This is a genomic window from Kitasatospora sp. NPDC004799 (genome assembly GCF_040609095.1).
Classification (GTDB): Bacteria; Actinomycetota; Actinomycetes; order Streptomycetales; family Streptomycetaceae; genus Kitasatospora.
Genome location: NZ_JBEXJK010000021.1, coordinates 1 through 13,430, shown reverse-complemented (window position 1 = coordinate 13,430; position 13,430 = coordinate 1). Strand labels below are relative to the sequence as shown.

The 13,430-nt window shown below is 71.0% G+C and carries 12 protein-coding genes and 2 CRISPR repeat arrays (1 of these 14 running past the window's edge); of the genes, 9 read left to right on the top strand and 3 right to left on the bottom strand.

The window, feature by feature from the left end; all coding sequences use genetic code 11:
- Positions 1–354: direct repeats of the CRISPR family, unit length 37 nt (it extends 476 nt beyond the left edge of the window).
- Positions 355–825: 471 nt separating this feature from the next.
- The 6 genes from cas5c to cas2 are packed head-to-tail and all read left to right on the top strand — an operon-like array spanning position 826 to position 6,297.
- A complete protein-coding gene (cas5c, locus tag ABZW03_RS05090; protein ID WP_355252409.1) occupies positions 826–1,587 on the top strand; it encodes a type I-C CRISPR-associated protein Cas5c in 762 nt (253 codons plus the stop codon).
- A 4-nt stretch (positions 1,588–1,591) separates the two neighbouring features.
- Positions 1,592–3,370, top strand: coding sequence for a type I-C CRISPR-associated protein Cas8c/Csd1 (cas8c, locus tag ABZW03_RS05085; RefSeq protein ID WP_355252406.1), 1,779 nt, complete (start codon positions 1,592–1,594; stop codon positions 3,368–3,370).
- Between the two features lie 50 nt (positions 3,371–3,420).
- A complete protein-coding gene (cas7c, locus tag ABZW03_RS05080) occupies positions 3,421–4,314 on the top strand; it encodes a type I-C CRISPR-associated protein Cas7/Csd2 (protein WP_355252403.1) in 894 nt (297 codons plus the stop codon).
- Positions 4,311–4,976: a CRISPR-associated protein Cas4 gene (gene cas4, locus ABZW03_RS05075; protein ID WP_355252400.1), complete on the top strand. Its 666-nt coding sequence runs from the start codon at positions 4,311–4,313 to the stop codon at positions 4,974–4,976. Before cas7c ends, cas4 begins: the two co-directional genes overlap by 4 nt.
- On the top strand, positions 4,973–6,007 hold the full coding sequence (gene cas1c / locus ABZW03_RS05070) for a type I-C CRISPR-associated endonuclease Cas1c (protein ID WP_355252397.1): 1,035 nt from the start codon (positions 4,973–4,975) through the stop codon (positions 6,005–6,007). Before cas4 ends, cas1c begins: the two co-directional genes overlap by 4 nt.
- Positions 6,007–6,297 carry a CRISPR-associated endonuclease Cas2 gene (gene cas2 / locus ABZW03_RS05065; protein WP_355252394.1) on the top strand — a complete coding sequence of 97 codons (291 nt, stop codon included), beginning with the start codon at positions 6,007–6,009 and terminating at the stop codon, positions 6,295–6,297. The genes cas1c and cas2 overlap by 1 nt, the downstream gene beginning before the upstream one ends.
- Before the next feature lie 147 nt (positions 6,298–6,444).
- Positions 6,445–8,507: direct repeats of the CRISPR family, unit length 27 nt; unit sequence CCCCCCGGGGCGGCCGAGGATCGCAAC.
- Between the two features lie 186 nt (positions 8,508–8,693).
- On the opposite strand, the gene ABZW03_RS05060 is transcribed toward cas2, so the two are convergent.
- Positions 8,694–9,497: an exodeoxyribonuclease III gene (locus ABZW03_RS05060; protein WP_355252391.1), complete on the bottom strand. Its 804-nt coding sequence runs from the start codon at positions 9,495–9,497 to the stop codon at positions 8,694–8,696.
- A gap of 349 nt (positions 9,498–9,846) precedes the next feature.
- On the opposite strand from ABZW03_RS05060, the gene ABZW03_RS05055 reads away from it, so the two are divergent.
- The 3 genes from ABZW03_RS05055 (at position 9,847) to ABZW03_RS05045 (ending at position 11,407) form a co-directional block, all read left to right on the top strand.
- Positions 9,847–10,638 (top strand): GntR family transcriptional regulator, encoded by a 792-nt coding sequence (locus ABZW03_RS05055; protein WP_355252388.1) that lies wholly within the window; start codon positions 9,847–9,849, stop codon positions 10,636–10,638.
- Positions 10,639–10,751: 113 nt separating this feature from the next.
- Positions 10,752–11,162, top strand: coding sequence for a hypothetical protein (locus ABZW03_RS05050; RefSeq protein WP_355252385.1), 411 nt, complete (start codon positions 10,752–10,754; stop codon positions 11,160–11,162).
- Entirely contained in the window at positions 11,159–11,407 is a 249-nt protein-coding gene (locus ABZW03_RS05045) for a hypothetical protein (RefSeq protein WP_355252382.1), read from the top strand. Before ABZW03_RS05050 ends, ABZW03_RS05045 begins: the two co-directional genes overlap by 4 nt.
- An 87-nt stretch (positions 11,408–11,494) precedes the next feature.
- Here ABZW03_RS05045 and ABZW03_RS05040 read toward each other — a convergent pair whose 3' ends face one another.
- Positions 11,495–12,658, bottom strand: coding sequence for an ROK family protein (locus tag ABZW03_RS05040; protein WP_355252379.1), 1,164 nt, complete (start codon positions 12,656–12,658; stop codon positions 11,495–11,497).
- A gap of 244 nt (positions 12,659–12,902) precedes the next feature.
- Positions 12,903–13,139: a hypothetical protein gene (locus tag ABZW03_RS05035; RefSeq protein ID WP_355252474.1), complete on the bottom strand. Its 237-nt coding sequence runs from the start codon at positions 13,137–13,139 to the stop codon at positions 12,903–12,905.
- Positions 13,140–13,430: the final 291 nt, after the last annotated feature.

Below are 13,430 nucleotides of genomic sequence, written 5' to 3'. Positions count from 1 at the left end.
CCGCGGTCGCCGACCTCGACCCCACCGACGCGTGGCGGTCGCCCCCCGGGGCGGCCGAGGATCGCAACTGGCCGAGCGGGGGCAGCTGGCCCTCGGTCTCGATGTGGCGGTCGCCCCCTTGGGCAGCCGAGGATCGCAACAGCAACCTGTACCACGTGAGCGCCAAGGGGTGGCGGTGGCGGTCGCCCCCCGGGGCGGCCGAGGATCGCAACAGGTCTGCGACGGCGACGTGGTGCTCGACGTCGGCGTGGCGGTCGCCCCCCGGGGCGGCCGAGGATCGCAACACCGAAGGCCCGGGCATCGACTGGACCCCGGCGAGGTGGCGGTCGCCCCAGGGCGGCCGAGGACTACAACGCTCCGGCCGAGCGCGGCGATTCTGCTTCTCGTGCCAGTGACGGTTGTTCTTCGGGGTGGCAGGGCCGTAACCGTTCTGTTCACAAGACAGTCCTTTGCGGCGGTGGTGAAAGGTGCTGTCCGGCGAGGGTGGAGGAGCACAATCAGAGGCGGCAGGGAAAGCGGTGCCACCGTTCACGTGAAAGGCACCCTGGGGTAGTGGTCCACCTGGGGCTGTCAGGTGGCGCCCGCCGATGCGGAATGATCAATTCGCGCAGTGTTTCGGTCAAGTTCGATCTTTTCTTGACTTTGCCCTGGGGCTGGCCGTGTGTCGCGTCATCGTGTTGGCGATTGTGTGGCCGAAGTTGCGCAAGTTCGTTCAGTCGCAATCCTGTTGGCCGATGAGTGATCCCGATGAATGTCGGAGGTGCCGTCTATGGTCGCCGTGATGCTGCGGGCACTGACGTTGCATCACATCTGGTGCTTGAAGGGATGATCGAGGTGGCTCGGACGGGGAGCGTGATGGACGAGGGACGAAGCCTTGCGCGGCGACGCGGAAACCAGGGATGGGTGTTTCCGGACCTGGTGGTGGAGGTGTGGGGGCCTCTTGCGTGTTTCACCAGGCCGGAGTTGAAGTCGGAACGTGTCAGCTATCCGGTGATGACGCCGTCCGCCGCAGCGGGTGTTCTGGAGGCGATCTACTGGAAACCCGAGTTTCGCTACGTGGTCCGGGCGATCGAGGTGTTGAAGCCGATCCGGTGGATGCAGGTGCGCCGCAACGAGGTGAAGTCGATTGTCACCGCGAAGAAGGTGCAGGAACTTCAGACGACCCCCGGGGCCCGCTATGACGTCGAGGAGGACCGGGACCAGCGGAACACGATGGCGCTGACGGATGTGGCGTACCGGATCCGCGCGCAGATCGTCGTGGCCGGACACGCCGGCGCGCCGGAGCAGAAGTTCCGGGAGCAGCTGCGCCGCCGGGTGGACCGTGGTGCCTGCTTCTCCCAGCCGTTCCTGGGGTGCAGGGAGTTCAGCGCGTCCTTCGGCCCGGCCTCGCAGGCGCCGGTACTGGTCGAGCGGAGCGAGGAACTCGGTGTGATGTTGCACTCGATCGCCTACACGCCGAAGGGCGAGCGCTACCGGTGGTTCCGGGCGAGGCTGGAGCGCGGAGTGATGGACGTGCCGGACAAGCCGCTGTCCGCCGGGTCGGTCGCGATGCCGTCTGCGCCCTGGCGCGCCGACGGCGAGGAGTGAGCCGGTGCTGTTGCAGCGTTTGACCGAACAAGCCGCGCGGATGGCGGACCTGCCACCCGAGTTCTACCGGCGCCGACAGATCGACTGGGCGCTGGTGATCACCTCGGACGGCGCCGGCCCGTCACTGTCCGCCCGGCGGCCACCGGCCAAGTCGCGCGGCCGGGCGGTGATCGAGCCGGTGCCCTACGTGCAGCGCTCCGGCACGAAGGTGCCGCCGTTCCTCCTGGTGGACACCGCGGAGTTCGTCCTCGCACGCGCGCGGGGCACCACCGAACCGGACGGCCCCAGCGACAAGGACGTGGCCGAGGCCGCGCGCCGGCACGCCGAGTACCTCGGCCTGCTGCGCCGCTGGGCCGCCGAAGCACCCGACGACGCCGCGGCACGCCGACTGCTCGACGTCCTCACCCACAGCATCGCCGCGATCGACATTCCGCCGGAACTGGACGCCCGGCACACGGTCGCCGTCGTGGTGGACGGCCAGTGGCTGCACGAACGGGCCTCGGTGCGCGAGTTGTGGGCGCGCATCGTCCGCGAGCGCAAGGGATCCGGGGACGCCGAGCAGGAACTGTGCCTGGTCTGCGGTCAGCCGGGTGACCTGCTGTCGACGATCCCCGAACCGGTGAAGAAGGGCGCCGTCCCCTCGACCGGCGGCACCAACGAGGCCCAGCTGGTCAGCATCAACTCACCGGCACAGGGCCGCGGCGGCATCACCAAGCTCGTCAACACCCCCGTGTGCGACCGGTGCGGAAGCCGCGCCATGGCCACGCTCAACCGCCTGCTGACCACCGACAGCCACCGCCGATCACTCCCCGACGGCGTCCTCCTGTGGTGGACACGCGAACCCCTGGAGCAGCCCCTCATCGAACTCATCGACGACAGCAGCCCCGACCCCGCCGCCATCGCCCACCTCATCGACACCCTCCACCGCAACCCCGACCCCGCCACCGCCACCCGCCTCGACACCAACGACTTCTACGCCCTCACCCTGGGCCTCAACAACGCCCGCACCGTCGTACGGGAATGGCTCGACGTCCCCCTCGACACCGTCAAAGCCAACCTCGGAGCCTGGTTCGAAGACCACGGCGTCTTCGACGGCTGGCGTGCCACCACCCGCTACCTCCCCCTGTGGCACCTCGCACTCGCCGCCGGCCGCCACAACGGCACCCAGTACGTCAAGGGCACCGCACCCCACGGCATCGAACGCGAACTCCTCCATGCCGCCCTGCGCCGCACCCCACCCCCCGCACGCCTCCTCCCACACCTCCTCCAACGCATCCGCGCCGACCACCACCTCGACGCCCCGCGCACCGCCCTGCTGCGCCTGGCCCTCGCCCGCTCCCACGACCGAACGGACCGCCCGATGCCACGCCTCGACCCCGACAGCACCGACCCCGCCTACCTGTGCGGGCGCGCGTTCGCCGTCCTCGAAGCCATCCAGCAGGCAGCCCTGCCGGACGTGAAGGCCACCATCGGCGACAAGTTCTTCGGCACCGCGATGACGGCCCCGTCCGCGGTCCTGGCAAACCTGCGCCGAGGCGCCAACGCCCACCTCAAGCGGCTTCGCCGTGACAAGAAGGCCGCATACCTCGCGCTGGACGCACGGCTGTCGCAGGCATTCGCCGCGTTCACCGATGACCTGCCCACCCACCTGTCACCCCGCGAGCAGGCCCGCTTCGTCATCGGCTACGAACAGCAGCGCACGGCCGACAACCACGCCCGCGCGGCAGCCAAGGCCGCGAAAGCCGCTCAGACGACCGGCGGCGGCGTCGACCAGACGCCGTGACAACACCCCCGAACCCGACACCCCGCCGACACCCCCAGGAGTACCCCGCGATGGCCGACGCCCACCTCGACCCCGCCCGCAAGCACGACTTCGTGTTCCTGATCGAGGCCACCGACAGCAACCCCAACGGCGACCCCGACGCCGGCGGAAGCCCCCGCACCGACCCCGTCTCCGGCCAGGGCCTCATCACCGACGTCGCCATCAAGCGCAAGATCCGCAACACCGTCGCCCTGCTCAACCAGCACAACCCCAAGCCCGGCTACGACATCTACGTCGAAGCCGGCGTCGCCCTCAACAGCCAGCACGAACGCGCCTACACCGCCCTCGGCGCCAAAACCCAGCAAGCCGACGCACGCACCTGGATGTGCCAGACCTTCTACGACGTCCGCATGTTCGGCGCCGTCATGAGCACCGGCAAGAAGCCCGCCGGCCGCGTCCAAGGCCCCCTGCAACTCACCTTCTCCCGCTCCATCGACCCGATCACCCCCCTGGAGATCGGCATCACCCGCGTCACCCCCACGAAGCAGGAAGACGTCGACGCCTTCAACAACCCCACCGACGACAAGAAGGGCAAGGAGACCGAGATGGGCACCAAGCACATCGTCCCCTACGCCCTCTACCGAGGAAGCGGCCACTTCAGCGCCCCGCTCGCCGCCCGCACCGGCGTCACCAGCAACGACCTCGACATGTTCTGGCGCGCCTTCCAGATCATGTTCGAACACGACCGCGCCGCCGCACGCGGAAGCCTCGCCCTGCGCGGCCTCTACGTCTTCACCCACGACGACGCCTTCGGCCGCCAGCCCTCCCACACCCTCTTCGACCGCATCCGCATCAAGCAACTCCACGACGCCACCGCCCGCAACATCACCGACTACGGCCCCATCGACATCGACGACACCGGCCTCACCGACGCCGGCATCACCCTCACCCGCCTCATCGGATGAACCACCCCCAACCCCAGCCAGGAGACGGCGACCAACCCCAAGTCGCCCTCTCCTGGCTCGAGCACTACACCTACTGCCCCCGCCAATGCGCCCTCATCGTCCTCGAAGACGCCTTCACCGACGACGCCGCCACTACCCGAGGAACCCTCCTCCACCAACGCGTCGACACCCCAGGCAACCGAGGACGCGGCACCATCCGCACCATCCACGCGCTACCCGTCTGGCACGACGAACACGGCCTCACCGGAACCTGCGACACCGTCGAACTCCACAGCGACGGCACCATCCTGCCCATCGAACACAAATCAGGCCGCTACCACCCCGACGGCCCCGCAGACGTCCAAGCAGCAGCCCAAGCCATCTGCCTCCAACAGATGTTCGAACGACCCGTACCCCACGCCGCCATCTACTCCGCCACCGACCGCCGACGCCACACCATCGCCATCACCCCGGAACTCCACCAACGCGTCATCACCACCACCCACGCCATCCGCACCCTCCTCACGACCGGCCAACTACCGCCCCCCACAACCGACAACCGATGCCGACGCTGCTCCATGGCCACCAACTGCATGCCCACCATCCTCGCCAACACCCACCGCTACCAGGCCGCCCTCACCGCCCTCTACACCACCCCCGACGAAGAACCCACACACCCATGACCACCGAACTCCTCAACACCCTCTACGTCCAAACACAAGGCACCGACCTACGCCTCGACCAAGACTCCCTGCGCATCCACCTCCCCGACACACCAGGCCGCAAGACCCTCCCCCTACGCCGCCTCGACGCCATCGTCCTCTACGGCCACATCAACCTCTCCACCGAACTCCTCACCCGCTGCGCACAGGACGGACGCCCCGTCACCTGGATGACCCAAGGCGGCCGCTTCCAAGCACGCCTCGAAGGACCCGTACGCGGCAACGTCCTCCTGCGCCACCAACAGCACCGCACCCACACCGACCCCGACAAACGCCTCGACATCGCACGCAACACCGTCGCCGGCAAGATCCGCAACAGCCGCTGGATCCTGCTGCGCGCCGCCCGCGACGCCCAACCGGCCGCACAGCGCCGAATCCGCGAGGCAGCCGCCAAACTCGCCGAAGGACTGCCCGAGACCCAACACGCAGACTCGCTGGACACCCTGATGGGCATCGAAGGAAACGCCGCCCGGACCTACTTCGGCGCGCTCCGCGACGTCCACCGACCGGCCGACGGCATCCCCGCCTTCACACACCGAAACCGTCGCCCACCCACGGACCCGGTCAACGCCCTCCTGTCCTTCACCTACGGACTTCTGCGCAACCTCGTCCACGGCGCGATCGAGCAGATCGGACTCGACCCGTACGTCGGCTTCCTCCACGGCCTGCGCCCCGCGAAGCCGGCCCTGGCGCTCGACCTCATGGAGGAGTTCCGGCCCGTCCTGGCGGACCGCTTCGCACTGACCCTCCTCAACCGTCGTGAGCTCAAAGCCCACGACTTCGACAATCTCGCTGGCGGAGCCGTCAACCTCACCGAGGACGGCCGCAAGACCGTGCTCTCCGCCTGGCAGGAATGGAAGACCCAGACCTGGGAACACCCGATCGCAGGACGAGCGGTCCCCGCGGCACTCCTTCCCGTCGTGCAGTGCCGCATCCTCGCCCGCCACATCCGAGGCGACCTCCCCGGCTACCTGCCCTGGACGGCCGCCTGATGGACCTCCTGCTCACCTACGACGTGGACACCACCACACCGGAAGGACGCCGCAGACTCCGAAAGGTCGCCAAACTCTGCGAAGGACACGGCCTGCGAGTCCAGAAATCGGTTTTCGAGATCGTCGCCACCGACATCGACCTCCTGCACCTCTTGGACGACATCAACAAGATCATCGACATGGACACCGACAGCATCAGGATCTACCGGCTCCCACACAACGGCTTCAACGAGGTCCAGACCCTGGGAGTCGCCCAGATCCAGCCTCACCGAGAAGACCTGGTCCTGTGACAGCGGGACAGGACCTCCTTCGGAACCCCAAGCACACACACGCCACGCGGACCGCACCGAAGCACCATGTCCGAATCGGGCGGATCTGTCGGTAGACAACAATCAAGCAGCCGGTACGAAATCAGGTACTCACCCTGATCAAGTACCGTGGCGGTCGCCCCCCGGGGCGGCCGAGGATCGCAACAGCAGTAGGACGGGTGGAACCATGAGATCAACGGCGTGGCGGTCGCCCCCCGGGGCGGCCGAGGATCGCAACCTCCACCCGCCTGACCTGCGACGTTCCCCTTGAGGGGTGGCGGTCGCCCCCCGGGGCGGCCGAGGATCGCAACACGGGTACCTCCGGGGTTGGGGTCCGGCCGGGCGGGTGGCGGTCGCCCCCCGGGGCGGCCGAGGATCGCAACCCGGTGGGCACCATCAGTCCCGCCACCTGCGACGATGTGGCGGTCGCCCCCCGGGGCGGCCGAGGATCGCAACCCGTCGTACTTGAGCGGGATGCCGAGCACCTTGCTGTGGCGGTCGCCCCCTGGGGCGGCCGAGGATCGCAACCTCAACGACCAGGCCCGCTACCTGCGCGCCGACGCCGGTGGCGGTCGCCCCCCGGGGCGGCCGAGGATCGCAACCCATCCGGGAGGCGTCCAGGCCGCGCGCCTTGACGCGTGGCGGTCGCCCCCCGGGGCGGCCGAGGATCGCAACGACATCGCGCTGCGCCGCTACTGGGACACCGTCCACCGTGGCGGTCGCCCCCCGGGGCGGCCGAGGATCGCAACCTGGACGCCATGGCGAACCTCAAGGCGACCGGCGACGTGGCGGTCGCCCCCCGGGGCGGCCGAGGATCGCAACACCCTGGCCACCGCCACCGTCTACGCCTACCAGCCGGGGGCGGCCGAGGATCGCAACGCCATAGACCGTGACGCCCGTCTCGCCAACCTGCGCGTGGCGGTCGCCCCCGGGGCGGCCGAGGATCGCAACGTGGATCTGTGGCGGGGCCAGCGGCAGTCCGCCGAGGTGGCGGTCGCCCCCGGGGCGACCGAGGATCGCAACCTCCGCTTCCTGCGCGCTGAGGCCGAGCGGCTTGCCGGTGGCGGTCGCCCCCCGGGGCGGCCGAGGATCGCAACGATGTTGACGTCGCCGAATCCACCGCCGCCGCCGGCCGTGGCGGTCGCCCCCCGGGGCGGCCGAGGATCGCAACCAGTCCTCGCGCTCGGTCGAGGCGTCCGGCAGTGAGAGTGGCGGTCGCCCCCCCCGGGGCGGCCGAGGATCGCAACTACTTCCGCCTAGCGCTCGCGCTGGGCTGCACGGTGTGGCGGTCGCCCCCCGGGGCGGCCGAGGATCGCAACAAGTCCCTCGGGCTGAACGCCGACCAGATGCTGACCGGTGGCGGTCGCCCCCCCGGGGCGGCCGAGGATCGCAACAGCATCATCGACCCGCCCCAGGACATCGCCGACATCGTGGCGGTCGCCCCCCGGGGCGGCCGAGGATCGCAACCTCGTCTTCATCGGCCTGCGGGACATCACCCCGCTGGTGGCGGTCGCCCCCCCCGGGGTGGCCGAGGATCGCAACCTCGAACTTGCCGACTGCTGGGACCGCGTCCTGACCGTGGCGGTCGCCCCCCGGGCGGCCGAGGATCGCAACAGCACCGCCGGCGCCGTCAAGACCGGCGAAGTGGAAGTGGCGGTCGCCCCCCGGGGCGGCCGAGGATCGCAACGTGGAGGTGGACGAGGCCATCGACCGCATCGTCTTGTGGCGGTCGCCCCCGGGGCGGCCGAGGATCGCAACCTGAATGGCGACGAGCCGGGCCTGTCGAAGCAGGGTGGCGGTCGCCCCCCCGGGGCGGCCGAGGATCGCAACGGTGTGCGCGGGGCGATAGCCCCGGCGGAGCGGGCCGTGGCGGTCGCCCCCGGGCGGCCGAGGATCGCAACTCCGGTGCCGGCGTCGCGGAGGAGTCGCTGTTCTGGCGTGGCGTCGCCCCCCGGAACGGCCGAGGATCGCAACGCCAACTTCAAGTCTTCCCACCACGCGTGGCGGCCGGTGGCGGTCGCCTCTCGGGCGGCCGAGGATCGCAACTCCGGAGCGCTCGGCCAGGTGATCTCCACCGTGGTGGTGGCGGTCGCCCCCCGGGGGGGCCGAGGATCGCAACTTCAGCTTGAGGTGGCCCGAGGCGATACCGCCAGCCGTCGCGGTAGCCTCCGGGGCGGCCCGAGGATCGCAACCCCGCGGAGGACGGTGACGGGGCAGTCCGTCGCCCAAAGTGCTGCTCCGCCAGCCGAGAACGTTCTCACGCTAGGGCCAGCAGGCTTAGCTTCCAGTCACTGCCTACACGCACTGGAGTGCCATCCAGCACCAGTGATGCGACGTGGTAAGTGTCGGCAAGTTGGGGACGTCGTCCTGGGGTGCTGTCAGAAGTCATGGTCGTACGCGACGGTGACGGGGGCGTGGTCGCTCCACCGTTCGGCATGGGTGGCGGCGCGCTCGACGTAGGCCTCGACGGCCTTGGCGGCCAGGCCGGGGGTGGTGACCTGGAGGTCGATGCGCCAGCCGGAGTCGTTGTCGAAGGCGCGGCCGCGGTAGGACCACCAGGTGTAGGGGCCGGTGCGGTCGGGGTGGAGGGCGCGGACGACGTCGACGTAGCCGGCCTCGTCGTAGACGCGGGAGAGCCAGGCGCGTTCCTCGGGGAGGAAGCCGGCGGACTTCTGGTTGGCCTTCCAGTTCTTGAGGTCCTCGGGGCGGTGGGCGATGTTCCAGTCGCCGCAGACGACGACCTCGCGGCCGTCGGCGGCGGCGCGGGCGCGCAGGGCGGTGAGGTGGACGAGGAACTCCGCCATGAAGCGTTCCTTCTCGTCCTGGCGTTCGGTGCCGACCTCGCCGGAGGGGAGGTAGAGGCTGGCGACGGTCAGGCCGGGCAGGTCGATCTCGACGTACCGGCCGGAACGGTCGAACTCCTCCGAGCCGAATCCGATCACCGTCCGCTGCGGCTCCTGACGGGAGAGGACGGCGACGCCGGCCCGGCCCTTGGCGGAGGAGGGCGCCCAGACCGCGTGCCAGCCGTCCAGGTCCCGCAGTTCGACGGGCAGTTGCTCGGGTTCGGAGCGCACCTCCTGCAGGCAGACCACGTCCGCCTCGGTGCCGGCCAGCCATTCGACGAAGCCCTTCTTGGCCGCTGCCCGGATTCCGTTCACGTTCACACTCGTCACCACGATCACTCGGGCAGCCTACCGACTGCTCGTACCCGACCCGGACCGTGACGCGCGGGAGTGGGGTGCGCGGGGCGGGACAGGCCGCGAATCGCCTGATCGTGACAGTGGCTGACAGGACCTGTCGTGAACGCGGCATGAAGATGTGCGACAGTCCCATCAAGCCGCGCCATTGGTCTTGACCATCTCCGGACGGAACACCTAGGGTCGCTTACTGCAAGGACCTTTAATAAAGAAGGACGGATAAAGGCCCGCTCTCCCACCTGCCGCAACAGCGGGCAGCGGGCCCGGGATCCGCCCTCCTTGTCGCAGGGCGGACAACAGCAGGGTGGAGGACACGGTGGGAACGACAGGCACGGTGGGAACGACAGGGCAGCTCTCTGCGGTGCCGGAGCCGAAGTACTGGCACCTGCGCACCGTGCTGCTGCGGGCCATCGACTCGGAGTTCTCCACCGGGCAGGTGCTGCCCAACGAGCGCGAGCTCTCGGCCCGCTTCGGCGTCGCCCGGGCCACGCTGCGGCAGGCGCTCGACCAGCTGGAGCTGGAGGGCCGCCTGGTGCGCCGCCGGGGGATCGGCACCCTGATCGCCGCCCCGCGGGTCGGCGTCCCGGTCAACCGGCAGGAGGAGGGCTGGCCCGGCGCCGCGCGCAGCCAGGCCTGGCGGACGGTCGACTGCGCCACCGGCCCCGCCCCCGCGCAGCTGGCGAAGGCCCTGGGCATCGCCGAGGGCGCCACCGTGCACACCGTGCGCCGGGTCCGGCTGCTGGAGGGCCGCGCAGTGGCCACCGAGTCGCTGCACGTCCCGGCCGCCGCCCTGCCGCACCTGCCGGGCTTCCGCGCCGAGAGCGACCGCGCCCGTTCGGTGCTGCGCCAGCTGGAGCGCCTGGAGGTGGACGGCGAGTCCCGCTCGGTCGAGCTGGGCGTCGCCGAGGCCGAGCAGGCCGCCCTGCTGGAGCGCCCGCCCGGCTCGCCGGTGCTGGTGATGACCACCCAGTACGCCTCGGCCGGGCGGCTGGTGGCGCTGGCGGTCTCCACCTACCGCGCGGACACCTGCAAGCTGACCTTCGGCGAGGCCGGACTCGTCGAGGTCACCCCGGTCGCCCCGGTCGCCCCGGTCGGCGCGACGGCCGAGGTCCGTACCGCCTCCTGAACCACTCTCCGAACACCCTCAGGCCGAGGCCCGGATGCCAACTGGCGTCCGGGCCTTTGCCGTTGGCGGCGTAGCATCGGAGGCTCCGACGGCGTGAGGGGGAGGAGAAGCCGATGAGCCTGGTCGTGGAACTGTGGGCGAAGTCGGAGATACCGGACTACGGCGCGTTGTACAGGGCGGACGGAACGGCGCGGAAGGTGTTCATCGACGGACCCGACTCGCTGCGCGTGGAGCTGGGCGAGCCGTTCGAGGTCGAGGAGCCCGAGTACGCCCACGGGATCACGGTGGACGGCGACGCCGAACTGCCGGACGGGCGGGGCTACGTCTGCTGCGGCAGCGGGGCCCTGGGCGACGAGGGCTTCTTCGCCCGGCTCGACCGGGAGCGCCGGCTGCTCTGGGTGCTGACGTCGACGGAGGGCAACCCGTTCCTCCGGGTGTCCGTCGACTGGCCGTCGGCGCACTTCGTCAACGACTGGGGCACCGTCCTCACCCTCGATCTGACCGACCCGGACTACGCGCCGTGACGGCGGAGCGGTTCCGCGGCCGGCCGGTCGAGGTGATCGAGTCGGAGGGGTCCGACCCGGACACCTGGGTGTGGGAGTTCCGTGACCGTCACCTCGACCCCCGTGGGACGGTGCTCGCGGTCGTCGTGCCCGAGGGCGGGCCCTGGGAGGAGGCGGTGCTGAGCGTCCCTCCGGACGTCGACGTGCTGCCGGTCGACTTCGTCCGCTGGGCGCTCGACCTCGCGGAGCGCCGCCTGCGGGGGTAGCGACGGCTGCGAGCCGCCCCGGGCCCACCCCCGGCCCCGCGCCCGGCCCACCCCCGGCCCGCGCCTGGCCCCGCCCCCGCCCCGGACTCAGGCCCGCGGCGGGTCCACCGCGAAGAGCTGCTCCTCGACGTGGTCGAGGGCGACGCGCAGCGCGCCCATCGCCACCACCTCCGAGCCGAGCGCCGCCAGGGCGACCTCGGGCGCGCGCAGGGTGAACTGGGCGAGGCGTTCGCGCAGCGGGTCCAGGACGCCGTCGAGGCCGGCCGCCCAGCCGCCGATCACCACCAGCTGCGGGTCGATGGCCAGGACGAGCGCGGCGACGCCCTGGACGAGGCGGGTGAGGAAGCGGTCCATGGCGACCTTGGCGACCTCGTCGCCCTCCCGGGCCAGCCGCAGCACCCGGGCCACGGCGGCCTCGTCCAGCGGGTTGAGGGGCTTTCCGGTGGTGGACAGCAGGCGCTCGGGGGTGACCTCCTGGCCGAGCAGGTGCAGCGCGCCGATCTCGCCGGCCGCGCCGCCGAAGCCGCGGTGCAGCTTGCCGCCGATCAGGGAGCCGGCACCCGGGCTGAGGCCGGCCATCACGAAGACCACGTCGTCGGCGCCGACCGCCGACCCCTGCCAGTGCTCGGCGATGGCGGCCAGGTTGGCGTCGTTCTCGATCAGGACGGGGCAGCGGAAGGAGCGCCGCAGCCGGGCGCCGAGGTCGAGCCCGGTCCAGCCGGGCATCGCGGTGCCCAGCTGGACGGTGCCCTCGCGGTCCACGATGCCGGGCGTGCCGATGCCGACCGCCCACAGGTTGTCCCGGGAGATCCCGGCCTTGCGCAGCACCTCGGCGACGGCGGTGCGGACGGCGGCGAGCCGGTCCTCGGCGTCGAGGGTCTCGTCCACCGGCTTGAAGTGACTGCCCACCACCTCGCCGGTGAGGTCGGCCAGGATGACCCGGATGTCGTGCACGCCGATCTCGATGCCGAGGATGTGCCCGGCCTCGGCGCGGAAGCGGAACCAGCGGGCCGGGCGGCCGCGGCGGCCGGGGCCCGGCTGGCCGTCCTCCCGGGGCTGCTCGACCTCGGCGACCAGCCCGGTCTCGACCAGGCCCTCGATCACGCCCTCGACCGTCGGCCGGGAGAGCCCGGTCTCGCCGACGAGCTGGGTGAGGGTCACGGAGTGGCCGTTGCGCAGCGCCCGGAGCGTGACCGCCGCGTTGATCCGCCGCAGCAGCGAGGAGTCTCCTCCGGTGAGCCGATCCGCCAATGCGATGCCCTTCGCCGTTCGCGCGACTGCCCTGGCGCGCGGTGTCGAGTGCGCGGTGCCCACCGAATGGCCCGCGGGGGTGCACCCCCGGAGAACGCGGCACGGCGGCGGGGCCGCCTGCGCGAGGGCCGGAGGACATGCGGAGCCTACCCGGGGACGGGCCCGGGCGGCGAGGATCCTCGCAGCTCATCCAGGCTTCGGTATCGAAATGGTACGGATCGGGTGGCGGTGCGTGATCCGGACTTCACCGCGCGGCCACGGACGGCCCGCGCCCGCGCCGCCGGGACCGCACCGACCAGCGGGAACGGTCCGACAGCAGCGAGCCGACGCTCAGTCGGGAGCCCGCCGACAGGGCGCTGAGCACGGAGCAGACCGACCCGGCCGAGCCGACGGACAGCAGGCTGCCGGCCGAGCCGATGGAGAGCACGGAACCGGCCGAGCCGATGGAGAGCACCGAGCCCGCCGACCCGATGGAGAGCACGGAGCCGACCGAACCGATCGACAGCACCGAGTGGACGGAGGCGATCGAGTGGAGGAAGGAGCGGGAAGCGGTACGGGACGCGATACCGGACGCGATACGGGACGCCTTCGAGGAACGGGAAGCGGTCATGCCTCCGGATCGTAGTCGCGCCCGGCGAGGACGGCGCCGTCCGTCCGTGCTGCGAACAGCCGCTGCCCCAGCATATCTACGCGCGTAGTGGGCCGCTAGGGCGCCTGCCATTCGTGGCCGGACCGAGACCTCCGGGTGAGGGGCATGGGGCAGAATCGACGC

Excerpts from the sequence above, each read along its gene's own strand:
- cas5c (WP_355252409.1), top strand. The coding sequence starts at position 826 with ATGATCGAGGTGGCTCGGACGGGGAGCGTGATGGACGAGGGACGAAGC.
- cas7c (WP_355252403.1), top strand. The coding sequence starts at position 3,421 with ATGGCCGACGCCCACCTCGACCCCGCCCGCAAGCACGACTTCGTGTTC.
- cas2 (WP_355252394.1), top strand. The coding sequence starts at position 6,007 with ATGGACCTCCTGCTCACCTACGACGTGGACACCACCACACCGGAAGGA.
- cas4 (WP_355252400.1), top strand. The coding sequence starts at position 4,311 with ATGAACCACCCCCAACCCCAGCCAGGAGACGGCGACCAACCCCAAGTC.
- cas1c (WP_355252397.1), top strand. The coding sequence starts at position 4,973 with ATGACCACCGAACTCCTCAACACCCTCTACGTCCAAACACAAGGCACC.
- ABZW03_RS05050 (WP_355252385.1), top strand. The coding sequence starts at position 10,752 with ATGAGCCTGGTCGTGGAACTGTGGGCGAAGTCGGAGATACCGGACTAC.